The 25,964-nt window shown below is 62.4% G+C and carries 23 protein-coding genes; 11 read left to right on the top strand and 12 right to left on the bottom strand.

The annotated features are described in order from the left end of the window. The first annotated feature begins 65 nt into the window (after window positions 1–65). Window positions 66–227 (top strand): DUF1328 domain-containing protein, encoded by a 162-nt coding sequence (locus tag ACQKRQ_RS37380; protein ID WP_007182451.1) that lies wholly within the window; start codon window positions 66–68, stop codon window positions 225–227. A 201-nt stretch (window positions 228–428) separates the two neighbouring features. Here ACQKRQ_RS37380 and ACQKRQ_RS37375 read toward each other — a convergent pair whose 3' ends face one another. Further along, complete coding sequence (locus ACQKRQ_RS37375) at window positions 429–1,058, bottom strand: GNAT family N-acetyltransferase (protein ID WP_408181435.1); 630 nt, start codon at window positions 1,056–1,058, stop codon at window positions 429–431. 104 nt (window positions 1,059–1,162) lie between these two features. Continuing rightward, window positions 1,163–2,068, bottom strand: a complete 906-nt coding sequence (locus tag ACQKRQ_RS37370) for a LysR substrate-binding domain-containing protein (RefSeq protein WP_427482650.1) — start codon at window positions 2,066–2,068, stop codon at window positions 1,163–1,165. Between the two features lie 107 nt (window positions 2,069–2,175). On the opposite strand from ACQKRQ_RS37370, the gene ACQKRQ_RS37365 reads away from it, so the two are divergent. After that, complete coding sequence (locus ACQKRQ_RS37365) at window positions 2,176–3,066, top strand: EamA family transporter (RefSeq protein ID WP_427482649.1); 891 nt, start codon at window positions 2,176–2,178, stop codon at window positions 3,064–3,066. Between the two features lie 51 nt (window positions 3,067–3,117). Here ACQKRQ_RS37365 and rfbC read toward each other — a convergent pair whose 3' ends face one another. Both rfbC and ACQKRQ_RS37355 read right to left on the bottom strand, forming a co-directional pair. Next, window positions 3,118–3,669: a dTDP-4-dehydrorhamnose 3,5-epimerase gene (gene rfbC, locus ACQKRQ_RS37360; protein WP_132375116.1), complete on the bottom strand. Its 552-nt coding sequence runs from the start codon at window positions 3,667–3,669 to the stop codon at window positions 3,118–3,120. Between the two features lie 108 nt (window positions 3,670–3,777). Then, window positions 3,778–4,773 (bottom strand): GlxA family transcriptional regulator, encoded by a 996-nt coding sequence (locus ACQKRQ_RS37355; protein ID WP_132375117.1) that lies wholly within the window; start codon window positions 4,771–4,773, stop codon window positions 3,778–3,780. 759 nt (window positions 4,774–5,532) lie between these two features. On the opposite strand from ACQKRQ_RS37355, the gene ACQKRQ_RS37350 reads away from it, so the two are divergent. The 6 genes from ACQKRQ_RS37350 (at window position 5,533) to ACQKRQ_RS37325 (ending at window position 14,032) form a co-directional block, all read left to right on the top strand. Then, window positions 5,533–5,907 carry a hypothetical protein gene (locus tag ACQKRQ_RS37350; protein WP_408318912.1) on the top strand — a complete coding sequence of 125 codons (375 nt, stop codon included), beginning with the start codon at window positions 5,533–5,535 and terminating at the stop codon, window positions 5,905–5,907. 324 nt (window positions 5,908–6,231) lie between these two features. Then, window positions 6,232–7,155 (top strand): LysR family transcriptional regulator, encoded by a 924-nt coding sequence (locus ACQKRQ_RS37345; protein ID WP_427482647.1) that lies wholly within the window; start codon window positions 6,232–6,234, stop codon window positions 7,153–7,155. A gap of 16 nt (window positions 7,156–7,171) precedes the next feature. Further along, window positions 7,172–7,846, top strand: coding sequence for a response regulator transcription factor (locus ACQKRQ_RS37340; protein ID WP_132375120.1), 675 nt, complete (start codon window positions 7,172–7,174; stop codon window positions 7,844–7,846). Between the two features lie 247 nt (window positions 7,847–8,093). Then, window positions 8,094–11,339 (top strand): efflux RND transporter permease subunit, encoded by a 3,246-nt coding sequence (locus ACQKRQ_RS37335; RefSeq protein ID WP_427482644.1) that lies wholly within the window; start codon window positions 8,094–8,096, stop codon window positions 11,337–11,339. Beyond that, window positions 11,329–12,543, top strand: coding sequence for an efflux RND transporter periplasmic adaptor subunit (locus tag ACQKRQ_RS37330; protein ID WP_427482642.1), 1,215 nt, complete (start codon window positions 11,329–11,331; stop codon window positions 12,541–12,543). Before ACQKRQ_RS37335 ends, ACQKRQ_RS37330 begins: the two co-directional genes overlap by 11 nt. Then, the gene (locus ACQKRQ_RS37325; RefSeq protein WP_132375123.1) at window positions 12,536–14,032 is read left to right on the top strand and encodes an efflux transporter outer membrane subunit; all 1,497 of its coding nucleotides are present in this window, start codon (window positions 12,536–12,538) and stop codon (window positions 14,030–14,032) included. The genes ACQKRQ_RS37330 and ACQKRQ_RS37325 overlap by 8 nt, the downstream gene beginning before the upstream one ends. 97 nt (window positions 14,033–14,129) lie before the next feature. On the opposite strand, the gene ACQKRQ_RS37320 is transcribed toward ACQKRQ_RS37325, so the two are convergent. Beyond that, the gene (locus ACQKRQ_RS37320; RefSeq protein ID WP_132375124.1) at window positions 14,130–15,308 is read right to left on the bottom strand and encodes a porin; all 1,179 of its coding nucleotides are present in this window, start codon (window positions 15,306–15,308) and stop codon (window positions 14,130–14,132) included. 325 nt (window positions 15,309–15,633) lie between these two features. Here ACQKRQ_RS37320 and ACQKRQ_RS37315 point away from each other — a divergent pair, with 325 nt between their 5' ends. Together ACQKRQ_RS37315 and ACQKRQ_RS37310 are read left to right on the top strand one after the other, a co-directional pair. Then, window positions 15,634–15,909 (top strand): DUF4148 domain-containing protein, encoded by a 276-nt coding sequence (locus tag ACQKRQ_RS37315; RefSeq protein WP_132375125.1) that lies wholly within the window; start codon window positions 15,634–15,636, stop codon window positions 15,907–15,909. 10 nt (window positions 15,910–15,919) lie between these two features. Continuing rightward, complete coding sequence (locus ACQKRQ_RS37310) at window positions 15,920–16,174, top strand: DUF4148 domain-containing protein (RefSeq protein WP_132375126.1); 255 nt, start codon at window positions 15,920–15,922, stop codon at window positions 16,172–16,174. Window positions 16,175–16,418: 244 nt separating this feature from the next. On the opposite strand, the gene ACQKRQ_RS37305 is transcribed toward ACQKRQ_RS37310, so the two are convergent. The 4 genes from ACQKRQ_RS37305 to ACQKRQ_RS37290 form a co-directional block, all read right to left on the bottom strand. After that, the gene (locus tag ACQKRQ_RS37305) at window positions 16,419–17,534 is read right to left on the bottom strand and encodes a porin (protein WP_132375127.1); all 1,116 of its coding nucleotides are present in this window, start codon (window positions 17,532–17,534) and stop codon (window positions 16,419–16,421) included. Window positions 17,535–18,039: 505 nt separating this feature from the next. Further along, entirely contained in the window at window positions 18,040–18,744 is a 705-nt protein-coding gene (locus tag ACQKRQ_RS37300; protein WP_427482639.1) for a response regulator transcription factor, read from the bottom strand. 35 nt (window positions 18,745–18,779) lie between these two features. Beyond that, a complete protein-coding gene (locus ACQKRQ_RS37295) occupies window positions 18,780–20,177 on the bottom strand; it encodes a HAMP domain-containing sensor histidine kinase (protein ID WP_132375129.1) in 1,398 nt (465 codons plus the stop codon). A gap of 13 nt (window positions 20,178–20,190) precedes the next feature. Then, entirely contained in the window at window positions 20,191–20,868 is a 678-nt protein-coding gene (locus ACQKRQ_RS37290) for a response regulator transcription factor (RefSeq protein ID WP_132375130.1), read from the bottom strand. 365 nt (window positions 20,869–21,233) lie between these two features. Here ACQKRQ_RS37290 and ACQKRQ_RS37285 point away from each other — a divergent pair, with 365 nt between their 5' ends. Continuing rightward, the gene (locus ACQKRQ_RS37285; RefSeq protein WP_427482637.1) at window positions 21,234–21,587 is read left to right on the top strand and encodes a DUF4148 domain-containing protein; all 354 of its coding nucleotides are present in this window, start codon (window positions 21,234–21,236) and stop codon (window positions 21,585–21,587) included. A 22-nt stretch (window positions 21,588–21,609) separates the two neighbouring features. Here ACQKRQ_RS37285 and ACQKRQ_RS37280 read toward each other — a convergent pair whose 3' ends face one another. From ACQKRQ_RS37280 to ACQKRQ_RS37270, 3 genes are read right to left on the bottom strand one after another with little or no spacing between them, the layout of a single operon-like run. After that, a complete protein-coding gene (locus ACQKRQ_RS37280) occupies window positions 21,610–24,816 on the bottom strand; it encodes a multidrug efflux RND transporter permease subunit (protein ID WP_427482635.1) in 3,207 nt (1,068 codons plus the stop codon). 13 nt (window positions 24,817–24,829) lie between these two features. Next, entirely contained in the window at window positions 24,830–25,378 is a 549-nt protein-coding gene (locus ACQKRQ_RS37275) for a GNAT family N-acetyltransferase (protein ID WP_427482633.1), read from the bottom strand. Between the two features lie 4 nt (window positions 25,379–25,382). Next, on the bottom strand, window positions 25,383–25,964 hold the full coding sequence (locus tag ACQKRQ_RS37270) for a GNAT family N-acetyltransferase (RefSeq protein WP_427482631.1): 582 nt from the start codon (window positions 25,962–25,964) through the stop codon (window positions 25,383–25,385).

Genomic DNA, 25,964 nt, shown 5'->3' with positions numbered 1-25,964 from the left:
ACGCAGTGCCCACAACGAGTCGCCGTTTTCCATTTCAATCCAGCAATCCATCGGTGGGAGGCCCCATGCTTCGATACGCTGCAATCTTCTTCATCATCGCAATCATCGCCGCGGTATTCGGCTTTGGCGGCATCGCCGCAGGCGCGACGGAAATCGCCAAGGTCCTGTTCTTCATCTTCGTGGTGATCTTCCTCGTCACCTTGCTGATGGGCGTGATGCGACGCTGATGAATGCTTCGACCGTTTAGGCGGAAACACACCTGCCCCGGCGCGAGAATCAGCAATCCGTTGCAATACTTGCCGTACCGTATTGCAATTGTTGCTGCCCGCGCCGGGGTTTTCACTTCCGGGCTCGACCTGCATCCATGCGTTCTACACAGCGCATTGCACTGCAGCACTTCCCCGCTCTTCGTTGTCGCTTCCTCGTCTTCACGCCGCGCGCGCAATCGGCGCACGCACGCTCAATCGATGCGACCAGTTAGCGAGCGTACGCGTCGCCACCGGCGGCTTGCTCAAGATCGCGCTGTCGTAACGCTTGCCGTCAAAGCGCACGAAATCGACGATACGAAACCCCTGTCCACGATAAAACGCGATCAGATGCGCTGCCGGTTGCGGCGTGTCGAGCGCAAGCTCGGCATAACCTCGCGTCGCGGCCCAATGATCGGCGAATGCGATCAGCAACGTACCGATACCGCGCGACTGCCACACCGGCTCGACCGCGAACTGGCGCATGCTGGCGATATCGTCGCGACGGTATAGATCGCACGCCGATTCACGGTCCGTCGCATAGAGCGTCATCGTGCCGACGATGCGCCCGTCGCACACCGCCACGTAGCAATCGCCGCGCGTTGCGCGCAAGCGTGTGGTCTCGACGGTCTGATCCACGCACGTGCAATTGAGGCCCATCGCGCCGAGCGGCGTGAAGGCCCGATGCAACAACGCCGTCAACGCGACGAACGAATCGCGTGCCGGATCGAAGCGGCGCAATTCGACACGGCCCATGCCGTGACACACGTAGTCGATACGAACGGATTGTTGCTTCGTTGCACGTCGCTTCACGTTGAGCACCTCGTGGTATCAAGATGCTCGAAGTGTAGATTTCGCGTGGATGCGTCTCAAGAAAAAATGTCGTAAAAACTCACATGGGACCAGGCGCCGACGCATTAGCCCAAAGCCGGCACGAGCTGCGGCCCGCCTTCGCGCAGACCGAGATGCAATTCCTCGCAGAGGAACGTTTGCAAGGTTTGCACGGCGGCCGCCTGCGCGCCGGAAACCTCGCGCTTGAAGAGCCCGAAGTCCGCGGTGGGCGCGTCGGGCAAAGCCTCGCTTTGACCGAGCACGCGCATCGATTCCGAACGAATGTTGCCGTCGAGCAGCACCGAGACGCCGAGCCCCGCTTCAACCGCGGATTGCACGGCCGGCAGACTGGTGCTGGTGCACACGATGCGCCACGCGATCCCCGCGCGCCGCAGCGCCGTCAACACCTGCTGCTGCCATAGACACGCGCCGCCGAATGCCACCACCGGCAACGCGGCCTGCGCGTCGCGGCTAAAACCGCGCGCGCCGACCCAGAAGAGTGGTTGCGTCCACGTGAGAAGCGGCGTTGCGTCGACCAGCGCGGGATCGCCGACCACCACGTCGAGGCTGCCATCCGCGAGCCGGTTCGACAGCGCCGCACTGCTGTCAACGACGATCTCCAGCGCCACTTGCGGATAAGCGATCGAAAAGCGCCGCAACGCCCGCGGCAAACGACCGACCGCAATGTCCTCCAGCATGCCGAGCCGCACGGTGCCGGACACCTGCCCCGCGCTCAACGCGCGGCGCGCATCGGCGCCCGCGCCGAGTATCGTGTGAGCATACGGCAGCAACAAGTGACCTGCTTCGGTAAGCTGCACGCCGCGCGGCGAGCGGTCGAGCAGGCGCTGGCCGAGTTCTTCTTCGAGCCGGCGCAATTGCATGCTCACCGCGGCCTGGGTCCGCGCGAGGCGCGTCGCCGCCACGCCCACCGCGCCCGTCTCGGCCACGGTGACGAAGGCGCGCAGCAGGCTGCTGTCGAGATCTCGGGTCATAAAGGTTCTTGAAGTCAGCATAAGAAATATCAACTTATCTTAATACCGCCGGCACCGATAAGATAGCGATGACGAACTCCGATCGAGCGCCAACTCACCAGACGACCATGCAGGACACCACCCTCCAAGCCGCGCTGAATCCCGCGCAAACCAGCGTCAAACCCGCCCGCGGCGCGGCCGTGGCGGCGTTGCTGTGCGTACTGTCGATGTCTTGTGTGCAATTCGGCGCCGCGCTTTCCGCGCCGACGATGGCCACCTACGGTTCACTCAGCACCACATGGTTGCGCCTGTGCTGGGCGGCATTGGTGCTCGCCTTGCTGGTCCGTCCGCGCTTGCTGAGTTACTCGCGCGCTCATTGGACTGCCGCCGGCGTGCTCGGCGCAGCGATGGCGGGCATGACGCTGTGCTTTTTCGCGGCGCTCCAGCGCATTCCTTTAGGACTCGCCGTCGCGATCGACTTTCTCGGGCCACTCGCCGTCGCGACCTTCGCGGTCCGTCGCGCGCGAGCCTTGCTCTGGCCCGCGCTGGCGATTGCCGGCGTCATACTGCTTTCGCGTGATCGCGCCGGCTGGATCGGCGAACCGCTCGGCGTGCTGCTCGCCTGCGGCGCGGCGCTCGGGTGGGGCACCTACATCGTGTTGATGAAGAAGACCGGCACCTTGTTCGCGGGACTCGAGGGACTGTCGGTATCGCTGATCGCTGCGGCACTCGTGGCCACGCCGTTCGGATTGGCGCAAAGCGGTCTGCATGTCGCGACGGGCCAGATCGCGGCGACGGCGGGCCTCGCGGTACTGGTCCCGCTGTTGCCGTACGCGCTGGAAATGGTGGCGCTGCGGCACATGCCGGCCGCCTCATTCGGAATCCTGATGAGCGTCGAACCGGCGATCGGCGCGTTGGCCGGCTTCGTCGTACTGCATCAGCCGATGGGGGTTTTACAGATAGCGGGCACGTTACTAGTGGTGACCGCAAGCGTCGGCGCCGTAGTGGCGACGCGCTGACAGGCGTGGCGCGAGGCGTGCGCTTCGGCGCGGCAAGACCGCACACTTAACTCAGGCGATGTTTTCCGCTTCGTAAAGACGCCGGCCCGCGGCATCCTTCGCGCCAAGGGTCGGTTCGAAATCGATCGGCCACTCGACGCCGATGTCGGGATCGCGCCACAGAATGCAGCGCTCCAGTTCGGGAAACCAGTATTCCGTGGTCTTCCACAAACACTCGGCAAAGTTGGACAGCACGACGAAACCGAGCGCGAAACCCGGTGGCGCCCAGATCTGCCGATAATTGGCCGCGCTCAGATACGCCCCGCACCACTTGCCGAAATTCGGCGAATTGAGCCGCACGTCGACGGCAACCGCAAAGACTTCGCCCACCACGACCCGCATGAGGCGACCCTGAGGACGTTGCACCTGATAGTGCAACCCGCGCAACACGCCATGCACCGCACGCGAATGCCGGTCCTGCACGAACTGGAAAGCTTGCGAGAGGTCGTCGATAAACTCGTCCGCGCTGAAGCTCTCGAAGCAGAAGCCGAATTCGTCGCAAAACACCTCGGGCTCGATGAGTTTCACCTCCGGCAATGCCGTCGCGATCACCTTGTTGCCCATTGCTGCTGTGCTCGTAAGAAGCCTGACCGGCGAAAACGCGGCCGCCACGACGGACGCGCCCAACTGTCGTCAGGCGCCCCGCCGCCGGCACGGGCACCTGCATGAATATTACGCCTCGCTCGCCACGCGGCTGCGCGCGCGATATTCGGTTGGAGATAGCGCCATGCGCTTGCGGAAAATCTTCGCCAGACGATCGCCGTTGCCCGTGCCGCTGCGCCGCGCAATCTTGTCGACCGGTAGTTCGGTCTCGGTCAGGAAGTTGCAGGCAATGCGCAGTCGGACCTGCAGCAGATAGTCCGACGGCGTGACCTGCATTTCATGCTTGAAACGCCGCAGGAAATTGCGCTCGCTCATCGCCGCGACCTGCGCGGCGTCGGCCACAGAAACCGGACGATCGCAATTGGCCTCCATCCAGCGCGCCGCGGCACGGATCTTCTCGGCCACGCTGAGCGTGCCGCCTTCCGCCGGCAACGGCACCCAGGTTGCAGCCATGCCAGGCATCACACGGTCGGCAACGCTGCGAGCAAGCTCGGCACCGAGATCGCGTTTGATGAACATGAGCGCGCTGCGGGCACAGTCGTTACGATCGTTAGACGCGTTGAGCGCGGACTCGCCGGTGACATTGCTGAGATAGCGGTTCACCTGCAGTCCGTCGCTATCCGTCGGGCCAGCCGCTTCCAGCACGAGCCGCCCTTCACCGATTGTTTCGATCGCACGCGTGCGCGATTGCACCGAACGCAGCCAACCCAGCACGCGCTCGTCGCGCGCGGCCACATGCGCGCCGTAGCCGCCCGCGATGAACAGCACGTCGAAACCGCTGGCAAAGCGCGCGTCGATACGGTCAGTCCAGATGCGCGCGGAAGAAGAACTGGCGACGCTGCCGCCGTCCATGGAAAGGAATTGCACTTCGTAAGGTTGTTCTTCACCGGCGCGCGAACCCGAGAGTTCGTTCGCGGTCTGGAACATCTCCACCACGGTGCCTGGGCCGAGCAGCCAGAAGCCGTCGAACAGCAACACGCCGATTCGCCGCGTTGCACTACGCACGTTCAATGTCGGCGTATGTAACCAGGTGATCCTCGCAGTATCAAGGTGCATGTGCGGCATGATATTTCCCCAAACTGTCGTACATTGTGGACCCCGATCGCCGTTAGCAGCCACTATGAGCGAAATGATTTATTGCCGGCAGAATCACGGCAAGGCCACTTAACGGATTAAGCGTGATGTTAGCGGAATGGATCGCTATAGTAAATTTGAAAAACAAATTACTATCGAGAAACAGAATGTATGAAGAAAACGGTAATCTTGCGTTTGATATGAGAACGGCAGGTTGCGCAGCCGCGACAGCAAACCATGCTGGCGCGATTTTCGTCATCTGGCCGGGAAGCCAAGTACAGCCTTGATCTTCCGGCATCGGCGCGTGTGAACCGAGCCTGTCGGCAGGGATTCGATTTGCGACCCGCGTATGGCGGAGCACCATCCAAAAGTGTTTCAAACTTGAACTCCAAACCTCCCAGATAATGACCGTTCAATAGCGGCTTTATTCGCAAATTGGGAATTTATTGACCACCCGATGCAATCGAACCCGTATTTAACGAATCGATCGCGATTAAAGATTTTGAATCGCGATTCTCGAACGCCCAAAAATGTTTCTATATTGAAACATTGGCGGTTTTATACGTATGAACAATAGGCGGTTGCGGCGCACAATTCCGGCAAACATCAGAGGATTGAACGCCGGCCGCGGCGAATGCGGCAGGCGCGTTCCTTAAACAAAGTTTCATCCGTGGATCGTGCTCTTTAAGGATTCGCCAGACGCGGCAGCGACATAATTTGTGCATCGTGATAGCCGCAAGGAGCCAGCACATGTCGCGCCCCATGAGCATCGAAAGAGTCAACGAATATGGTCAGCACGCGGTTCGCATCGCCATCGCAGACAGCGCCGTGCTGCTCGACGTGGCCGATCTGGACGCCGTGATCGAGCACCTCAGCGTCCTGCGGGCCGGCATGCGCCCGGAAGTGCCCAAGGAGCCGCTGCGCACCCACCAGTACGTGATCGAGATCGACCCGTGCTGGCATGCGGAGAAGCATCCGCTGCACGATGGCGCCGTGCTGTTCCTGCGGCATTCCGGTCTCGGCTGGGCCGGTTTCGCACTGCCCACCGAAAGCCTCGCCAAACTGCACCACGCGCTCACGCAGCAACTGGAAGCCTCGCTGGAAGTGCACGGCATGCTCAACTGAAACACCCGCAGGCAGGCTTGTTGCGTTTCACGCAGGACTGCGTTTCAGACCACGCGCGCAACGCGTTACGCAGCCCACCTATACTTCAGTGGCCGCGTAGCTGCGGTTACTTTCATTCAAGTCTCTTTCGCAAGCGCGGCTTTGTCCGCGCTCTTTTTTGTCCATTACTTAGTGTTGCTCACAGTTCTCCTGGAACCGGCAAGCCGTTCGCGCGTACAGTTCATGAACATTGCACAAAATTAAAAAAGACTTAATGCGCCTAGCAGCGCGGATTTATCCGCCATCGCCGATGATGCACCCATCGCCCTTCTCTACTGTTCCAACATGAACCAGCTACAAGCGATGCGTGTCTTCACACGAGTAGTCGATCTCGCCAGCTTCAATCTCGCGGCGAGACAGTTAGGCATGTCCGCGGCCGCGGTCACGCGCAGCGTCGGCACGCTGGAAGCGCATCTGAACATGCGCCTATTGAACCGCACCACACGCAGTCTTTCGCTGACGGACGTGGGCCGCGAATATCTCGATGGTTGCCGCGCGATCATCGAGAAACTCGACGAGATGGAATCGAATCTGCTGGAGACCACCCGCGACCCGCAGGGCACGTTACGGATCGCCACGCCCATGACCTTCGCCACCGCGGGCTTGGGCGCGCTGCTTGCCGCCTACCGCACGCTGCATCCGCGCGTGGACTTCGACGTGACGACGTTCGACACGCAGATCGATCTCGTGGAAGGCGGCTTCGACGTGTGCTTCTCCGACGACCGGCGCCTCGCCAATTCCACGCTGGTGAGCCGCACACTCACCAGCGTCGACGAACTGACGGTTGCGTCGCCCACTTATCTTGCGCGCAACGGCACGCCACGCGACCCCGCTGCTTTGAACCGGCATGGTCTGCTGACAGTGTCCGACGGTTCGCCGCGAGCCTGGGAATTCGCGGACGCCGACGGCATCTACCGCGTCAACACCGGCAGCGCGCTCACCGCGACCAGCAGTGCAATGGTGCGCGTGGCCGCGCTCAACCACATGGGCATCGCCTTGCTGCCCATGCCGATCATCGCCGACGATCTCACGCGCGGTGCGCTGGTCCCCGTGCTCGAACAGTTCGAGATCAACGGCGGCCCGCGCCAGGTGTCGATTCTCTACTCCGGCCGCAATTACCTGTCGATGCGCGTGCGCAGCTTCATCGACTTCGCGGTCAGCCAGTATCGCGCGCCGGACCGCCCGGTTGAACTGCGCGCGGTCGCCTGAAGCGGGCGCGCGCATCATGCCCAGGATATTGACGATTGAAGATGACGAGCTGATCGCTCACGACATCGTTCGCACGCTCAGCGCGAGCGGCTTTTCCGTCGATGTGGCTCACACCGGCCGCGAAGGCATGGCGAAAGTGATGGCGGGCGATTACGACGTCGTCACGCTCGACCGCATGCTGCCCGATCTCGACGGTCTGACGATCGTCGCGACCATGCGCGGTGTCGGCATGGAAACGCCCGTGCTGGTGATGAGCGCGATGTCCGATGTCGATCAGCGCATTCAGGGCCTGCGTGCCGGCGGCGACGACTATCTGACCAAGCCCTTCTCGCCCGATGAAATGTTCGCACGCGTCGAGGTGCTATTGCGGCGGCGTCCACGTCACGCGAAAGCTGAAACGATGCTGCGCAACGGCGCGCTCGAGCTCGATCTGGTGCGCCGCAAAGTCACCCACCGTCAGCGCGAACTCGATCTGCAACCCACCGAATTCCGCGTGCTCGAATTCATGATGCGCCACACCGGCCAGGTGCTCACACGCACGATGATTTTCGAAGCCGTGTGGGGTTGTCGCTTCGACCCGGGTACGAATCTGATCGATGTGCACGTGGGGCGTTTGCGCAAGAAAGTCGAGATGCCCGGCGAACGTCCCTTGATTCGCACGATTCGCGGCTCGGGCTATCTGTTCGGCTGACCCAGGCGCATTCGCATTTCTGACGAGCAAGCTTTGGCGCTGCATGCAGCGCCAAAGCCGTTTCAGCACGCCTATCGACGCAAACACCCATCACACGCCGCTTCCTAAAACTAGTTTCATTTGTTTTGTCCGCGCCTGTTAGGGCCCGCTCCCCAGAATGCCGTTACCGGGCCGCGCCATTGACGCGAGTCCCCATTGCCACACGCCCGCGCAGATTCAATCGCGCCTCTGAACGGAGCAGCCTTCGATGTTAAAAATAGTCCGGTTAGCTTTGACCCGGCCCTACACGTTTATCGTGCTCGCGATGCTGATCCTGTTGATCGGCCCGCTTGCCGCATTGCGCACGCCGACGGATATCTTCCCCGACATCCGCATTCCCGTGATCAGCGTGGTGTGGAATTATGCCGGCCTGCAACCGGACGACATGTCCGGGCGCATCGTCACGTACTACGAGCGCACGCTCGGCACCACCGTCAACGACATCGCGCATATCGAGTCGCAGTCGTTTCGCGGCTACGGCATCGTGAAGATCTTCTTCCAGCCGACCGTGGATATCCGCACCGCCACCGCCCAGGTGACTTCGGTTTCGCAGACGGTGCTCAAGCAGATGCCGCCCGGCACCACGCCGCCGCAAATCCTGAACTACAACGCGTCCACGGTGCCGGTGCTGCAACTGGCGCTGACCAGCAATACGCTCGACGAACAGAAGCTCGCCGACTACGCGACCAACTTCATTCGTCCGCAATTGCTGAGCGTGCCGGGCGTGGCGATTCCCACGCCGTACGGCGGCAAGACGCGTGAGGTGCAGATCGATCTCGACCCGCAGGCCTTGCAGGCGAAAAAGCTCTCGGCGAACGATGTCGCCACCGCGCTCGCGCAACAGAATCAGATCATTCCGGCGGGCACCGAGAAGATCGGCCGCTTCGAATACAACATCAAGCTGAACAACAGTCCGCTTGCTCTTGACGAATTGAACGCGCTGCCGATCAAAACCGTGGACGGCGCCACGATCTATATCCGCGACGTGGCGCACGTACGCGACGGTTATCCGCCGCAAGGCAACGTGGTACGCGTGGACGGGCACCGCGCGGTGCTGATGAGTATTCTGAAGAACGGCTCCGCCTCCACACTCGACATCATCTCCGGCGTAAAGGCGCAACTGCCGCGTATCGAAGCGACCTTGCCGCCCGGACTCAAGCTCGTCACGATGGGTGATCAGTCGACCTTCGTGAAAGGTGCCGTCAGCGGCGTGGCGCGCGAGGGCGTGATCGCCGCCGCGCTCACTTCGCTGATGATCCTGCTGTTCCTCGGCAGTTGGCGCTCCACGCTGATCATCGCGGCGTCGATTCCGCTCGCCGTGCTGGCGGCCATTGCCGGGCTCGCGGCAATGGGCGAAACGCTCAACGTGATGACGCTCGGCGGCCTTGCATTGGCGGTCGGGATTCTGGTCGACGACGCCACCGTCACCATCGAGAACATCAACTGGCATCTGGAACAGGGCAAGGACGTAAAGAGCGCGATTCTCGACGGCGCCGCGCAGATCGTCGCGCCCGCGTTCGTGTCGTTGCTGTGCATCTGCATCGTTTTCGTGCCGATGCTGTTGCTCGACGGCATTGCGCGTTTCCTGTTCGTGCCCATGGCCGAGGCCGTGATCTTCGCGATGATCGCCTCCTTCGTCCTCTCGCGCACTTTCGTGCCGATGATGGCGCAATACCTGCTGCGTGCCCATGCATCGGGCGGCCACGCCTCCGGCGAACTGGCCGCGACGATGGACCCGCTTGGCGGCCACTCCCACGCGGCGCCTTCGCGCAATCCGCTGGTGCGCTTCCAGCGCGGCTTCGAGCAGCGCTTCGAACGCGTGCGCGGCGTGTACAGGATCGTGCTCGGTCTCGCGCTCACGCATCGCAAACGCTTCGTGACGGGCTTTCTGATCGTGGTGGGGGCGTCGTTCCTGCTCGCGCCGTGGCTCGGCCGCAATTTCTTCCCCGATATCGACTCCGGCGAAATTGCGATCCACGTGCGTGCGCCGATCGGCACACGAATCGAAGATACCGCCGCGCAGTTCGATCTGATCGAAAACGCGGTGCGTCGCGCAATTCCGCCGGACCAGTTGCGCAGCATCATCGACAACATCGGCTTGCCGAATAGCGGGATCAATCTCACGTATAACAATAGCGGCACGGCTGGGCCGCAAGACGGCGACATTCTGATCTCGCTGAACGAAAATCATCGGCCCACCGCGGACTTCGTGCGCACGTTGCGTGAAACCCTGCCACGCCAATTTCCGGGCACGACGTTCGCCTTCCTGCCGGCCGATATCGTCAGCCAGATTCTGAATTTCGGCGCACCGGCGCCGATCGATCTGCAAGTGGCCGGTCCGAACCAGGCCGCCAATCACCGGTACGCGAATGAAGTCATGCGCCGCATGCGCATGATTCCCGGCATTGCCGATACGCGCATGCAACAGGCGTCGACGTATCCGCAGTTCACCGTTTCCGTGGACCGCTCGCGCGCCGATCAGCTCGGCATTACCGAACAGGATGTCACCAACTCCGTGGTGGCGAGTCTGTCCGGCACGAGCCAGGTGTCGCCGACGTACTGGCTCAACCCTAACAACGGCGTGTCGTATCCGATCGTCGCGCAGACGCCGCAATATCGCATGACGTCCCTGTCGAATCTGAACAACCTGCCCGTGACCGGCAAGAGCGGCCAGGCGCAGATTCTCGGCGGCATTGCGACGATTACACGCGGCGTGGGCAATGCGGTGGTCTCGCACTACGACATCAAACCGCTCTACGACGTGTTCGCGACAACCCAAGGCCAGGATCTCGGCGCGGTGGCGGCGAAGATTCAGAGCATCCTGCACGCGACGGAGAAAGACGTGCCCAAGGGTTCCATCGTCACGTTGCGCGGACAGGTGCAGACGATGAATAGCGCGTTTCTCGGTTTGTCGCTCGGTCTGGTCGGCGCGATTGCACTGATCTATCTGCTGATCGTCGTGAACTTCCATTCATGGAGCGACGCGTTCGTGATCGTCACCGCATTGCCCGCGGCGTTGGCCGGCATCGTCTGGATGCTGTTCACCACGCACACGCCGCTCTCAGTGCCGGCGTTGACGGGCGCGATTCTGTGCATGGGCGTGGCGACCGCCAACAGCATTCTGGTGGTGAGCTTCGCGCGCGAACGGCTGGCCGTCACCGGCAACGCCCTGGTCGCCGCGATGGAAGCGGGCTTCACGCGCTTTCGCCCGGTGTTGATGACCGCGCTCGCGATGATCATCGGCATGGCGCCGATGGCGCTCGGTCTCGGCGACGGCGGCGAACAGAACGCGCCGCTCGGCCGCGCCGTGATCGGCGGCCTGCTTTGCGCGACGTTCGCCACGCTGCTGTTCGTCCCCGTCGTATTCAGCATCGTGCACCGGCGCGACGCCGCCGCTCACCGCCCTTCGCACGACCACTCTTCTTCCGAACCCGGAGTCCATCATGTCCACTGAGATCGAGATCAATTCGCCGAAACGGCTGCGTCATCTGAAGCTCATCGGTATCGTCGCGCTGCTCGCGGCAGCGGGCATCGTGGCGAGCGGCGTTGCCAGCCGCGTGCATGCGAAACAGGAATTGACCACCTGGTCCGCCCAGCAAGCCGTGCCTACCGTAGTGGCTTACACACCTAAGCGGGACCTCGACGCGCAAGCACTGGTGCTGCCCGGCCGTCTGTCGGCCTTCGTCAATGCGCCGATCTATGCGCGGGTGTCGGGTTATCTGCATGCGTGGTACGCGGATATCGGCACGCATGTCAAAGCCGGGCAGTTGCTCGGCGAGATCGATACGCCCGACCTCGATCAGCAATTGCAGCAGGCGCGCGCCGATTTGCAAAACTCGGTGGCCAATGAAAAACTCGCGGCGTCCACCGCGCGCCGCTGGACGCAGATGTTGCAGCAGGACTCCGTCTCGCAGCAGGACGCCGATGAAAAGACCAGCGATCTCGTCGCCAAACAGGCCACCGTCGCCGCCAACGAGGCCAACGTGCGGCGCCTCGAAGCCCTCGAATCGTTCAAGCGCATTACCGCGCCGTTCGACGGCATCGTCACGGCGCGCACCACCGACATCGGCGCGCTCATCAATGCGGGCGGTGGCAATGGGCCCGAGCTGTTCTCGGTGTCCGACGCGCATCAGTTGCGTGTCTACGTGAGCGTGCCGCAGGATGAAGCAGCCGCAATCCAGCCCGGCATGAGCGCCACGCTCACGGTGCCCGAGCGGCCGGGCGTGAAGTTCAACGCGAAACTCGTCGACACCGACGACGCCATCACGCCGTCTTCCGGCACCTTGCTGGTCCAGCTCGCGGTCGACAATCACGACGGTTTGCTGATTCCCGGCGAGTACACCGAGGTGCATTTCGCCTTGCCGACCAACGCGCACGCGTTGTCGATTCCGGCGAGCTCGCTGATCTTCCGGCAGAGCGGTTTGCAGGTCGCCGTGGTCGGCAAGGGCAATCGAGCGGAGCTCAAGCCCGTATCGATCGCGACCGATCTTGGCACGCACGTCGAAATCGCCTCGGGTTTGAACGCCACGGATCGCGTAATCGACAACCCGCCCGACTCGCTCGCATCCGGCGATGAAGTGCGCTTGCAGACCGGCCCGAGCGGCACGAGCGACACCGCCCTAGCCGGCCGACGCACGGCGGAGAGCACTCATGGATAAACGCCGTCTATGCATCGCACTGGCGGCCGCGGCGTTGCTGAACGGCTGCTCGTTCGCGCCGACTTATCACGCGCCGCCTACCAGCATCCCCACCACGTTCAAAGAAAGCGGCCCGTGGCAGCTCGCCCGACCCGCTGACCGCGTGCCACGCGATGCGTGGTGGAGCGTGTATCGCGACCCCGTGCTCGACCATCTGGAAGAACAGGTGGCCGCCGCGAACCCCGACGTCGCCGCGGCCATGGCCCGCCACGACGAAGCCGCAGCCGATCTCTCGCAGGCGCGTTCGGGCCTGTTTCCGACCATCGGCGCCGAAGCCTCGGTCGAGCGCCAGCGGCAGTCGGATAACCGGCCACTGCGTGGCGCGGGACAGCCTGCGGTGTACGGCGCCAATACCGTCGACGTCGGCATCGCCTACGACCTCGACCTGTGGGGCAAGGTCCGCAATGAAGTGGCCGCCGGCCGCGCCGCGATGCAGGCCAGCGAGGCCGACCTCGAATCGGTGCGTCTGAGTTTGCAGGCGAATCTCGCGAGCGCCTATTTCAACCTGCGCGGCCTCGATGCCCAGCAGCAACTGCTAAACGATACGATCGACACCTACCAGCGCGCCCTCACGCTCACGCTGAGCCGCCACGCCGGCGGCATCGCATCGGATCTCGATGTATCGCGCGCGCAAACGCAACTCGACACCGCGCGCGCTTCCGCCGACGACATCGCCGCGCAGCGCGCGCTCTTCGAACACGCGATCGCCAGCCTGACCGGTGCGCCCGCGTCCCGTTTCACGCTCGCCGCCGTGACCGACGCTGCCTACTTGCCGTCCATTCCGACCGGCGTGCCGGCGGCGCTGCTGCAACGGCGCCCCGATATCGCCGCGGCCGAACGGCGCGTCGCCGAGGCGAACGCGCAGATCGGCGTCGCCAAGGCAGCGTTCTTTCCGGACATTTCGCTCGGCCTCGACGGCGGCTATCAAAGCGACACGCTCTCGCCGTGGCTGATCGCGCCGAACGAAATGTGGTCGGTCGGGCCGAGCCTCGTATTCACGCTCTTCGACGGCGGCCGCCGCGCGGCGATCACCGATCGGGCCCGCGCCAAGCTCGCGGAAAATGGCGCCAAGTACAAGGCCGCTGTGCTGCTCGCCTTCCAGCAGGTCGAGGACAACCTCGCGCAACTGCATCATCTCGGCGACGAGGCCACGAAACAGAACGAAGCGCTCATCGCTGCGCAACGCACGTTGACCCTGTCGATGTCGCGCTACCGTGACGGCGTGGTCAGCTATCTCGACGTGGTGACTGCGCAGACTACCGAACTCGATACGCAGATCTCGGCGCTGAACCTCAATACGCGACGTTTGCTGGCTTCCGTGGGGTTGATCGAGGCGTTGGGCGGTGGCTGGTCGGCCGACGCCGCCAGCAGCGCGCCTGACGTTCAGGCGGCGCGTGCGCAAACGCACGCGAACGCCGCTAAAGCACGCGTTACCGACGCCGCGGGTTAAGGCGTCCTACGGTATGTAAAAAAGTCGCCGGCTCATCACCGGCGACTTTTGCGTTTACGCGGGCGCTCGCGTCGCGCGGATAGTCCGCTCGCTTCGCTCAGAACCTGTGCCGCACGCCGACGGCCACCACGGCCTGCCGGTTGTTCGAAGAGGCCGCCAGCGAATAGATCGAGGCATTGCCGAGCACCGCGATGCCGTCCGCGCCCGACACGTGCTGATAAACGCCTTCCAGATACAGATCGGTGCGGCGCGACAAGGCGTAATCCGCTTGCAGCATGAACTGATTCCATTTCGGCGAGACGCTCTTGCCCGCGTCGCTGAAATGCCCGTCGGTAAATGTATAAGAACCGCCGAGTGTAAACGCGGGCGTTAGCGCGTAGCGAGCGTTCAGCTCGTAATTGTTGAAGGTCAGCAGATCGCCATTGAGCGTGGAATAGGCGCCGCCTTGCATGATCTGATGCGGATCGTCGAGCATCGTACGCGTGAAGACGAGGCCGACCGTCGCCGCGCCGAACGTATAGCGCCCCGCCGCGCCGAGAATGCGTTGACGCGCGCCGGTGAAGGTCGCGTCGCCGTCGCTGCTGCTCACCGCGCCACCCGTATTGGCGGGCTGATTGACGCCGCCCGGCTGGTTGATCTGCAGATACGCGACGGCCAGATTGAACGGACCGCCCGCCCACTGGGCGCCGAAGCTATAGGCGTTGTTGTTGCTGAAGCCGCCCGCCGCGTTGCTGAACGCGTAGGCGCCGCCTACCGTGAGACCGTCGTAGGTCGCACTGCGGAATTTCAGCGCGTTGTTCAGGCGCAGATCGTTGTTGAGGTTGTCGTTATCGAACGGGTGATCGGCGATATTGCCGCCGAAGCCCGAACCGGTCGCCGACAGCGGCGCGACGAAATCCACCAGAAAGTCGTATTGCCGACCCAACGTCACGGTGCCCCACTGCTTGCTCGCGATACCCACCCATGCTTGCCGGCCGAACTCGTCCCCGCCGTTGGAGAACTTGCCGCTGTCGATATTGAAGCCATTCTCGAGATCGAAGACCGCGCTCAATCCGCCGCCCAGATCTTCGTTGCCGCGCAAGCCCCAGCGATCCGTGCTCACGTTGCCGCTTTCCATCATCCAGTTGCTTTTTCCGCCGGTGGCCGTCTTCTGATTGCTGATGTAGTCGAGGCCCGTATCGAGCGTGCCGTAGAGCGTCACGCTGCTTTGCGCATGTGCTGCCGCACAGAAGGTGCCGGCCAGCGCGACGAGTGTGGTTGCCAATGCTTTGTTCATGTTTGATTCCGGGTAAGAGAAGGCGCCGGCCCGCGCATTGTCGGACCGATCCCGCACACCGTGCGGGTAGCCGCAATGTAGATAGACGCGGTGACACACCCGTGATCAAAACCGGCCGTTTCATGAAACGTTTTTTATCTTCGTGACATGCATCCGGCGAATGCCTGATTCATCGGCTCACCGACGCTCGAACGGATAAATATCTTTTCATGCACACACCGCCGATCCGCTAAAGCCGGTTGACTATCCTTCTCATCAACCGATCCACGAATGCAGTGAGATTCGCGCATCGGCCCATCCAACTTGATTTGTGAGGATTACGAACATGAAATCACTGTCGCTCGCCATCGCTTTCATCGGCGCTACCGCAACGGCTTCCGCCTTCGCTCAATCGACCACGACACCGACTCAACAGACCGCCGCACCGTCGATGCAAGTTGCCGCGAATAGCACCTCGGCGATCAATGCCGCAGGTTCCTGGGTTCCGCCGTATGGCCAGGCCACCGGCGAAAAGACGCGCGCACAGGTCTATCGGGAACTGGTGCACGCAGAGAAGGACGGCCAGCTCGCGTATCTGAACTCGACGATTTACGCGCACTGAGACGCCTGCAATGCTCGATCCCCGACCACGCGCCACTTTCGCGCTGCTGCTCGCCACCGGCCTCGCGGCCGCGGCCACATCGGCCGTCGCCGCGTCGCCGGTGGGCGGCGCGCTCAGCCGTTCAACGACACTGTCACCCGCTGGAAAGTGGAATTCGCCGACCGCCACGAACGCTCACGGCAAGTCACGCGCTCAGGTCTACCGCGAATTGATCAAAGCCGAGGGTGACGGTCAGATGAACTATCTCAACCAGCTCTACCGTTAATCGCACCACCCTCTTCCTCACCGACGATATCGATGACTCTTCGCACCGCGATCAAACGCTCCGCGCGCTTCGCAGCGGCCGCTGTCGCAGCCGGGCTCCTGCTATCCGGCTGCGCGACGACCCCTTCGAGCACTGCCGACAGCTGCGTCGGCCCACCCAGTTACTGCAACATCTACTTTGGTTCCTAAAAAGAAGAGCGCGCTACCCTCGCGGATAGCGCGCTCTTTTACTGACCGCTCCGATTCTAGAACGAGTGCCGCACGCCGACTCGGCCGACCACCTGTTTGCCGTTGGACGACGGATCGAAGCCGGCAATCTGCGCGACTGCGCCGCCGCTTGCTTTCTGCAGCGCGGCGAGTGCATACACGGCAGTACGTTTCGACAATTCGTATTCCGCGCTCAGATTGAGCTGCTGATACTTCGGCTCCTGATTGGTGGCGTGAACCCGGCCATCCGTGTAGGTGTAGCCTGCCGCGAGATTGAGCTGACTAGTCGCGGCGAAAGTGCCGGCGATTTCATAGTTCTGGAATTTGACGTCCTGACCCGCGTCGCCCTGCTGGAAATTGACATTGGTAAAGTTGCCCATGACCTTGAACTTGCCGAGTTGATACGAAGCGCCGGCGGCAAAGATGCCCTGACTACGAGCATTGGCGAGAAAGTTGCCGTACACGGCATTGGTAAATCCCGGGCTGTTCTGATAGCTCTGAATCGACTCCTCCGGATCGTTGACACGCAAATAGCCCGCACCAATGGAGAACGGCCCATTCGTATACGCCGCCGCCGCGCTATAAGCCGCATTATTCGAAAACTGCCCTGCCTGACCGCCAAACGAATAGAGCGCTTCGCCAGTAAATCCGCCGATGGTGGGACTCTTGTACTTCACTGCATTGCTGATTGCAAAGCCGTTATCGAGGTTATCCATGTCGTTGGGATGGGAGAAATACCAGCCACCGTAGCTATCGTTGAGCGAGAACGGTTCAATGAGATCGACCACGGGATCCCACTGCCGCCCGAGGGTGACGGTGCCGACCGTCTGACTGGCGAGACCCACATAGGCATTACGCGAGAACGCGAGCCCGCTGCCGAGACTACCGTTAGTCGAATTGAAACCGCTTTCGAGATCAAAAATAGCGGACAGTCCGCCACCGAGATCTTCTTTGCCTCTGAGCCCCCAACGGCTGCCTGCGCTCACACCGCTGGCCATCTGATAGAGACGGCTGCCGTTGACGTTGCTGGCGAAATCGATACCTGTGTCGAGGAGCCCATAGAGCGTGACGCTGCTTTGCGCGTGTGCCGACGACGCGATACCGACGCAAAACAGTGCCCCGACCAGTTGCGCCAGCTTCATCTTCTGATTCATGAATCACCTTCCATTTAATTGAGGATGCCTGAAAACAGCGACCGCATTGCAATGGATGCAGCCACGAGGCGAATATATCCAGATCAGAAAACACCGCCCCTGCAAGACAGACTTTCAATAAATGCGTTGGATTTTCATGCCCCGATCATTGACGGGAGTACATGAACGGGTCGTAGAAGCAGAGGGAACGAGAGAGAAGTAAGAAAAAGCAACGCACGCGTCCGCCAACGCGGACGCAGAAAGGAATGGTTTAGAAGAAGTACCGCGACGGCGCGCGCAGCGCCGCCGGAAGAATGACTGCTGTGTCACGAACGCGGAATGGGCGAGAGCACGGATTCCAGATGCGCCACTACCGTAGCTGCGCGGGGGACCCGCTTAAAGGCTAGCGGTGTAAAGCCGCTTTCTTTGCCTACTTTCTTTGCGGCAAGCAAAGAAAGTAGGTGCCGCCCCGCACAGGGGCAACACTAATAGACCACCACGAATAGAAGAAACCCCAAACAGAAAACTAAACACCAACCGAAACCTGATACCCAAACCGACTAACCGTCTCAATCCGAACCTCAGGCAAATCACCCAAAAGTTTCCTCCTCAACCGAGAAACAACCAGATTGACACTAGAAGGATCGACATCTTCCTTCTCCGGCCAGGCATACCGAATAAGCTGATCCCGCGCCACAGGCGCATTGACCTGCTTGATCAGACACTCGAGCAAAAGAAACTCTCTACGAGTGACCCCAACCCTGCGCCCACCAAAAACAAGCTCCCGAGTAGCGGTATCCAGAGAGGGCTCATCAACCGCGGAAAAAACAGAAGAAGGACCCGAGCCCCCAACAGTTGCTCGCCCCATTCCGATGCGCTGCAAAGCCTGCATCCGCTCATGCATTTCAATAAACGAATAAGGCTGACAGAAGCAAGCATCCGCGCCGGCGCGCAAAACTTTGGTGCGATCCTGCGCCGTAGCCGCGCCCAGTACAGCTACAATCGCCGCCCCACTCCCAGCCGAAGCAAACTTGACAACAAACTCCAGCAACGCAGAATAAAACCCCACCTCCAACACCATCAAAACGATCGCATCAAACGGTTCCTGAGCCGCGAGAAAGACCCCATCCCGCAGATCATCAGCTCGCTGCAAACTATGTGCGCTCTCCTGAAGCGCCTTGAAAAGCCACGCAGCTTCCGGATGAGAAGGCCCCACGAAGAGAACGCGCATTCACGCCCCCGCAAGAACAAGAAAGGAAATCAGGCTCATGCAAGTGTCCTCGACCAGCATTCAATCGAAATCCGAGTACCCGGCTGCGCATTACCGATTTTCATCGTGAAGTCATGCACCCGCATCACCGCGGAGACAATACTCAAACCCAGCCCTGACCCGGCCAGATGCCGCGTACTCTTACCGCGATAGAATCGCTGCAAAACCGCATCACGCTCATCGGCAGCAATACCGGGCCCGTTATCGACAATATCCACCTGCGGCCCAGCAGCCGTCTGACGCAACTCCATCCGCACCACGCCGCCTTCAGGCGTGAACTTGATAGCGTTATCCACCAGATTGCTCAACGCTTCAAAGAGCAACGCACGATCGCCATAGATCGCATCCACAGGCTGCGCATGAACAGAAAGCTGAATCGAACGACTCTCAGCGAGCGGTTCGTACAGTTCGCCGACCTCTTCGATCAGCGTCTCCAACTGCATCTCACCGAAGCCGCCGCGCCGCTGCAACGTACCAATCTCGGAGATCCGCAGCATCGCGCGGAACCGATCGAGCAGCGCATCCGTTTCCGTGCGCGCGCGCTCCACCAGATTCGCCAACTCGGCGTCGTCGAGCGTCCCGGTCCGCTCCGCCGCGTGCGCAAGCACCGTCCGCACATGCGCAAGCGGTGTACGCAAATCATGCGCGATGCCATCGCAAGCGCCCTTCACTTCGTTCATCAGACGCTCGACTTCGGCGAGCATATGATTCACGAGATGCGCGAGCATATCCACTTCGTCGCGTCCGCCAATAGGCAAACGCTGCGCGAGATCGCCCTGCGCGATGCGCTGCGTGACGCGCCGGATCGCTCTCAGACGGCGCATCTGCCGCACGCTCAGTGCGAGACCACCGGCCACACCGGCGAGCAGACAGAAAACACCTCCGCCCACCAGGGCATTGATGATGGTCTGGCGAATCCGCAGAATGTGCGTGAGGTCACGCGCGACCACGAGCGTCGAGCCGTCCTCGCGACGCTCGGCCATGGCGCGCACCACCGGTGCCTGATCGTTACGCCCGAGCGCGAGCGTCAGATCGAGCGTCTTGCCGGTGCGATTGGTGGGCAGTGCGCCCGGATAGGCGAGCACGTCGCCGGCCAGCAGCCGGCCGTCGGCGGCGAACAGGCCGTAGTAATTCGTGTGCATGCGCTCATGCTCGATGCGCCGGTGGATCGCGTCCGCGAGACCCGAATCGGGCAGCGAATCGAAGTAGATCAGTTGCCAGTCCATCACCACATCGGTCTCACGCTCCATGTCGCCGGTCACGGCCCAGCCGATGAAGCCCAGCAGCAGCATCACGGAAAACGAAAAGATGACCGCGTAAACGGAGAGCAGGCGAAAGGTGGTGGAATGCCAGCGCCGCCCGAGCGCAGATTGAGCGGGGAAGGTTGTGTCCATCAAAATGTGTCGCTCATGCGAGGATATAACCCGAGCCCCGCACGGTCTGAATCATCGGCGTCACGCCGGGCGGGTCGATTTTCTTGCGCAGGCGTCCCATGTGCACGTCGATCAGATTGGTGCCCGGATCGAAGTGATAGCCCCACACGGCCTCGAACAGCATGGTGCGCGTGATGGTCTGCCCCGCGTGGCGCATCATGAATTCGAGCACGCGGTACTCGGTGGGCAATAGAACGATTTCCTCGCCGTCGCGCTGCACCTTGCGTGAAATCAGATCGAGTTCGAGCGGGCCAACGCGCAAGTGCGTTTCGAGTTGCGCGGCCGGCGTCTGACTGCGGCGCAGCAGCACTTCGAGGCGCGCGGCCATCTCTTCGGGGTCGAACGGCTTCGTCAGATAATCGTCGCCGCCGGCGCGCAGGCCGCGCACCCGCTCATCCACGTCGCCGAGCGCGCTCAACATCAGCACCGGCGTCTGAATGCCTATGCTGCGCATGGTGGTGAGTATCGTCAGGCCGTCCATGCCGGGCAGCATGCGGTCGAGCGTGATCACGTCGTAGTCTTCGCTGATCGCGCGCGCCATGCCGTCGCGGCCGTTGGCCACCCAATCCACGGTGAAGCCGCGGCTTTTCAGTTCACCGACAATTTCATTCGCGGTAATTTCATCATCTTCGATCGTCAGTACTCGCGACATGATCATTGCATGCGCCACAGCCCGCTCTACCGATGCAAGCGGCGGGCGCGACCGGTTATCAGTAGAGGGACATGATGCCATATTCGGCTTGCGCGTTCAGAGCACGGGCGTGCGGTTCGACGAATGTCGGCGCTTTGCCTCGGTGCCTGCATGCAGGCTACGCGGGGGCTGTTAGCGGATAGATGTCCGCTTCATGAAGAAAAATTTAAGTTCGCCGCAAAGCCATGAAAACCCGGCAAATCACGCCAGGATAAAACAAGTTTAATGTTGCCGACGCCGCTCCGGTAGGCGCACTCCACTAGCCTGATGTCAACCCGCAGCGCTCAACGCGGGACGACTCGAACCCTCTCGTGGATGACATGAACATGAAGCTTGCAACGAAAACCCTGCTCAGCGCCCTTCTTCTGATTGGCAGCGCATCGGCCATGGCCGCACCGCATCTCACGCCGCAGCAATGCAACGATTATCCGTTCACACCGTTGAAAGGCGAAGTGACGCACAAGCAGTTGATGCGCGAACTCGGCGAACTCGAAGCGGTCGGCTATCAACCGACCGCCGATGACGACGACTACCCGCGCGATCTGCAACACGCGGAGAATAAGCTGCAGGCCGAGTATCGCGCGGACTGCATGCCGGCCGCGCCGCGCGTGTCGGCAAGCAATGCCCAAATGCCGACTAGCGTGGCGCCCGTGCAAGCGGCGAATCAGCCGGCCGGTTGAGCACGGCACCGGTGGAGCACGGTCAGGCCGTCGGCGATTCGTCGAATGATCCGCGCTCGAGCGCAACACGGCGCGCCCGCCGCTCCGCACGCTTGCGATGCAACTCCGCAAGCCGCCGCCGTCCATGCGTGAGCGATGCGACCGCATGGAACGCGACCGGCGCGAACACCAGCCCGAACAGCGTGGCGGCCAGCACGCCACCAAACACGCCGGTGCCAATCGAGCGGCGGCTTTCGGCGCCCGCGCCGCTCGACACCACAAGCGGCACGACGCCGAGCAGGAACGCCGCCGAGGTCATTACGATCGGCCGAAAGCGTGCGCCCGCGGCTTCGGTCACGGCGCGCGTCAATGGCAGGCCACGCTGGTACAGATCGCGGGCGAACTGCACGATCAGAATCGCGTTCTTCGCTGCGAGGCCGATCACCGTGATCATGCCGACCTTGAAGTACACGTCGTTGGGCATGCCGCGCAACAGCACCGCGGCGACCGCGCCGATCACGCCGAGCGGCACGACCATCAGCACGGCAAGCGGAATCGTCCAGCTTTCGTAAAGCGCGGCCAGCGCCATGAACACCGCCAGCAACGAGAGGCCGATCAACAGCGGCGTGAGTTTCGCGGCCGCGGTTTCCTCGCGTGCCGCATCGACCCAGTCATAGCGCACGCCGACCGGCAACGAAGCGGCAAGCCGCTCCATCTCCGCCATCGCCGCGCCGGAACTGTAGCCGGGCGCAGCGTGACCGCTCACGTCGAGCGACGGATAACCGTTGTAGCGCGTCAGCATCACCGGGCCGATCGTCCACTGACGCGTCGCGATGGCCGAAAGCGGCACCATGCCGCCCGTCGCGTTGGGCACGGCGAGCGCGAGCAGATTGTCTTCGGTCATGCGCGTGGCGGCGTCGGCGGCGATCATCACGCGGCGCATGCGGCCGCCGGCCGGGAAATCGTCGATATAGGTCGAGCCGAAGGTGCTGCCCAGCACGTCGGCGATGCGATCGAACGACACGCCGAGCGCATACGCCTTCGCGCGGTCGACGATGAGTTCGACGCGCGGCGCGTCAGGCAGATCTTCCGAGTGCACCGAGGCCAGCACCGGACTCGCCTTGGCCTGCGCGAACAGTTGCTCGCGCGCGGCCTTCAGCGCATCGAGCCCGACTCCGCCGCGATCTTCGAGGCGGAACACGAAACCGTCGGAATGTCCGAGTCCCGGCACCGAAGGCGGCAATTGCGCCTCGACGCTGCCGTCCAGAATCTTGTCGAACTTTGCGTTGAGCCGGTCGCGCAGGGCCAGTGCATCGATATCGCGCTTGCCCCAATCCTTGAGTTCGACGAACCCCATCGCCACGTTCTGACCGCTGCCCGAAAAGCTCCAGCCGATCACACTCGTAACGTTCGCGATGGCGGGCTCGGCATGCAGAATCTCTTCCATGCGTTGCACCACGCCCAACGTGCGTGCCTGGGTGGCGCCCGCGGGCAATTGCACCATCACCTGCAACTGGCCTTCGTCCTCGCTCGGTAGAAAACCGCCGGGCATTTGCCAGTAGAGCACACCGCACGCACCAACCAGCACCGCGTAGACGGCCAGCATCGGTCCGATGCGGCGCAGCGTGCGCGCGGTCAGCCCGCGATACCCACGCGCGGCGCGGTCGAAACCGGAGGTGAAGCGGCTTGCCGCACGTGCCGCGAAACCCAGCAGTCCACGGCGCGCATCGCGTTGACGCACCGATTGGGTGTGCGCCTTCAGCAGATTCGCGCACAACGCGGGCGTCAACGACAAGGCCATGAACGACGACACCAGCATCGACGCGATCATCGCCACCGCGAATTGCCGGTAGATTCCGCCGACGCCGCCGGGAAAGAACGCCATTGGCACGAACACCGCCGTCAACACCGCGGTCACGCCGACGATCGCCCCGCCGATCTGCGACATGGCCTTGCGCGTGGCCTCGCGTGGCGGCAGGCCCTCGTCTTCCATCACGCGATGCACGCTCTCCACCACCACGATCGCGTCGTCGACGAGAATGCCGATGGCGAGCACGAGACCGAACATGGTGAACACGTTGATCGACAAACCGCACGCATACATGGCGAGAAACGCGCCCATCAGCGTGACCGGAATCACCACGGTCGGCACCAGCGTATAGCGCAGATCGCGCAGGAACAGCCACATCACGAAGAACACCAGCACCACCGCTTCCGCGAGCGTGACGAGCACCTCGTGAATCGCGATCTGCACGAAGTGCGCATTGTCGAACGGGATTTCGATGGCGACGCCCGAAGGCAATCCTTTCGCCAACTCGGCAAGCCGCGCGCGAATCGCGTTCGACGTTTCCAGCGCGTTGCCGCGCGGCCCGAGTTGAATCCCGACCGTCGCCGCAGCCTTGCCGTTCAGGCGCGAATAGTACGAGTAATTGTCACGCCCGAGTTCGACTCGCGCGACGTCACGCAGACGTACAGCCGAACCGTCCGCCCGCGCCTTCAGCACGATCTGGCCGAATTCGCCCGGCGAGATCAACTGGCCTTTCACGCTTACTGAGGCCGTCAGTTGCTGGCCCGGCACGAACGGCGCGTCGCCGAGCGTGCCTGCCGTGACGGTCGCGTTCTGTGCGGCAATCGCGGCGTTCACTTCGGCGGCGCCGAGTCCGTATTCGCGCAGCTTCATCGGATCGAGCCAGATACGCAGCGCTTCGTCGGCGTCCCAGAGTTGGGCCGAGCCCACGCCCGGCGCGCGCTTCAGCTCACGCAACACGTAGCGGCTCAGATAGTCGCTCAATTGCACGGAGTCGCGCGTGCCGTCGGTGGAACTCAGCGCGACCAGCATCAGGAACGTGTTGGCCGCCTTGAACACGCTGATGCCCTGCTGCACCACCTGCTGCGGCAAACGCGGCTCGACCTGCTTGAGCCGGTTCTGGATGTCGACCAGCGCGAGATCCGGATTGGTGCCGGGCGCGAAGGTCGCGTCGATCTCGAGCTCGCCCAGGTTGTCGCTGGTCGTTTGGTAGTACAGCATATTGTCGGCGCCATCGAGACTCTCCTCGATGATGCTGCCGACGCTCTCGTCCACGACTTCAGTCGACGCCCCCGGATACATGGCGGATATCACGATGCGCGGCGGCGCAAGGCGCGGATACTGCGCCACCGGCAGTTGCGGAATAGCCAGCGCGCCCGCCACGACAATGGCGAGCGCGACGATCCATGCGAAGACCGGGCGGTCGATGAAGAAAAATGGCACTCAAAGAATCCGTTCAGATGGTCTGGAGGCGCGGTGCATCGACCAGACGGGCCATATGCAGCACGTCGGCCAACACGCCGTCACGCAGGGCAAAACCGCGCGAGCGGCCTTCTTCGACAAAGCCGAACTTGCGATACAGCGCAATGGCCGGCGTATTGTCGGCAAACACCGTGAGGTCGATGCGGCGCAAACCGAGCGACGCATCCGCGCAATCGATCAAGCCTTGCAAAAGCGCGGCGCCGACACCGCGGCCACGATACGCGTCGTGCACGGCCAGGCCCAAATGCGCGCAGTGCGCGCGGCTCGACCGATGGACCTCGAGACCGGCATGGCCGACCATGCGTTCGTCGATAATCGCGCACACGTTCACGCCGCCTTTGAGGCGCCGCTCGTACCAGGCCGCGAGTTGCTCAGGACTGCGATAGCCGACCGACAGCGTGCCGCGCCGCACACCGGGCAAGCTCATGATCTCGGCGAACGCATCCATGTCCGACGATTCTAGAGCGCGCACCATAATACATTTGTAATGTGCAGCGTCGTCCGGCAACCTTGTTTGTTTCATGGTCTTATTCCGCTGCGAGATGGGCGGCCGATGGCGGCGACATCCAGGGCGCCGGCTCGCGCAGCCGCGCCATGAAGAAACAATCGATCAGCACGCCGCGGCGCAATACCGCGCCGCGCTGATGCGCTTCGATCTCGAAGCCGAACTTGCGATATAGCGCGAGTGCTGCGTTGTTATCGGTGTAAACATGCAACTCGACGCGCCGCAGACCGAGCCAGTTGTCGGCGAGATCGAGCAGTTCGGCCATCAAGGCATGACCGATGCCGCGCCGCTGCCATGCGTCGTGCACGCCGATGCCAAGCGATGCCGCATGCGCACGGCGCCCCTTGAAAGGCCTGAGGCTCGCCGAACCGACCAGCGTGTCGCCGACCGTCGCCGCGATCGCGATTTCGGGCGCCTCGAGTTTTTCCAGGTACTCGCGCGTGCTCGCAATGGTCCGAAACGGCAGTTGCGGATTGCCGTTCATCGCCGCGGGCAACTGGAGCAGCGCGTGAAACTGTTCTGTGTCGGCCACGCGCAATGCGCGCAGCGTCAGGCCCTCGGGCAAGCTCTCAGGGTTTGATTTTGTTTTTATTTGTCGATCCAT

The sequence above is a fragment of the Paraburkholderia sp. NPDC080076 genome, assembly GCF_050281145.1.
Classification (GTDB): Bacteria; Pseudomonadota; Gammaproteobacteria; order Burkholderiales; family Burkholderiaceae; genus Paraburkholderia.
The sequence above is the reverse complement of the archived record's forward strand: the minus strand, read 5'-3'. Positions and strand labels throughout refer to the sequence as shown.

Excerpts from the sequence above, each read along its gene's own strand:
- ACQKRQ_RS37380 (WP_007182451.1), top strand. The coding sequence starts at position 66 with ATGCTTCGATACGCTGCAATCTTCTTCATCATCGCAATCATCGCCGCG.
- ACQKRQ_RS37370 (WP_427482650.1), bottom strand. The coding sequence starts at position 2,068 with ATGACCCGAGATCTCGACAGCAGCCTGCTGCGCGCCTTCGTCACCGTG.
- ACQKRQ_RS37365 (WP_427482649.1), top strand. The coding sequence starts at position 2,176 with ATGCAGGACACCACCCTCCAAGCCGCGCTGAATCCCGCGCAAACCAGC.
- rfbC (WP_132375116.1), bottom strand. The coding sequence starts at position 3,669 with ATGGGCAACAAGGTGATCGCGACGGCATTGCCGGAGGTGAAACTCATC.
- ACQKRQ_RS37355 (WP_132375117.1), bottom strand. The coding sequence starts at position 4,773 with ATGCCGCACATGCACCTTGATACTGCGAGGATCACCTGGTTACATACG.
- ACQKRQ_RS37350 (WP_408318912.1), top strand. The coding sequence starts at position 5,533 with ATGTCGCGCCCCATGAGCATCGAAAGAGTCAACGAATATGGTCAGCAC.
- ACQKRQ_RS37345 (WP_427482647.1), top strand. The coding sequence starts at position 6,232 with ATGAACCAGCTACAAGCGATGCGTGTCTTCACACGAGTAGTCGATCTC.
- ACQKRQ_RS37340 (WP_132375120.1), top strand. The coding sequence starts at position 7,172 with ATGCCCAGGATATTGACGATTGAAGATGACGAGCTGATCGCTCACGAC.
- ACQKRQ_RS37335 (WP_427482644.1), top strand. The coding sequence starts at position 8,094 with ATGTTAAAAATAGTCCGGTTAGCTTTGACCCGGCCCTACACGTTTATC.
- ACQKRQ_RS37330 (WP_427482642.1), top strand. The coding sequence starts at position 11,329 with ATGTCCACTGAGATCGAGATCAATTCGCCGAAACGGCTGCGTCATCTG.
- ACQKRQ_RS37325 (WP_132375123.1), top strand. The coding sequence starts at position 12,536 with ATGGATAAACGCCGTCTATGCATCGCACTGGCGGCCGCGGCGTTGCTG.
- ACQKRQ_RS37320 (WP_132375124.1), bottom strand. The coding sequence starts at position 15,308 with ATGAACAAAGCATTGGCAACCACACTCGTCGCGCTGGCCGGCACCTTC.
- ACQKRQ_RS37315 (WP_132375125.1), top strand. The coding sequence starts at position 15,634 with ATGAAATCACTGTCGCTCGCCATCGCTTTCATCGGCGCTACCGCAACG.
- ACQKRQ_RS37310 (WP_132375126.1), top strand. The coding sequence starts at position 15,920 with ATGCTCGATCCCCGACCACGCGCCACTTTCGCGCTGCTGCTCGCCACC.
- ACQKRQ_RS37305 (WP_132375127.1), bottom strand. The coding sequence starts at position 17,534 with ATGAATCAGAAGATGAAGCTGGCGCAACTGGTCGGGGCACTGTTTTGC.
- ACQKRQ_RS37300 (WP_427482639.1), bottom strand. The coding sequence starts at position 18,744 with ATGCGCGTTCTCTTCGTGGGGCCTTCTCATCCGGAAGCTGCGTGGCTT.
- ACQKRQ_RS37295 (WP_132375129.1), bottom strand. The coding sequence starts at position 20,177 with ATGGACACAACCTTCCCCGCTCAATCTGCGCTCGGGCGGCGCTGGCAT.
- ACQKRQ_RS37290 (WP_132375130.1), bottom strand. The coding sequence starts at position 20,868 with ATGTCGCGAGTACTGACGATCGAAGATGATGAAATTACCGCGAATGAA.
- ACQKRQ_RS37285 (WP_427482637.1), top strand. The coding sequence starts at position 21,234 with ATGAAGCTTGCAACGAAAACCCTGCTCAGCGCCCTTCTTCTGATTGGC.
- ACQKRQ_RS37275 (WP_427482633.1), bottom strand. The coding sequence starts at position 25,378 with ATGAAACAAACAAGGTTGCCGGACGACGCTGCACATTACAAATGTATT.
- ACQKRQ_RS37270 (WP_427482631.1), bottom strand. The coding sequence starts at position 25,964 with ATGGATCGACAAATAAAAACAAAATCAAACCCTGAGAGCTTGCCCGAG.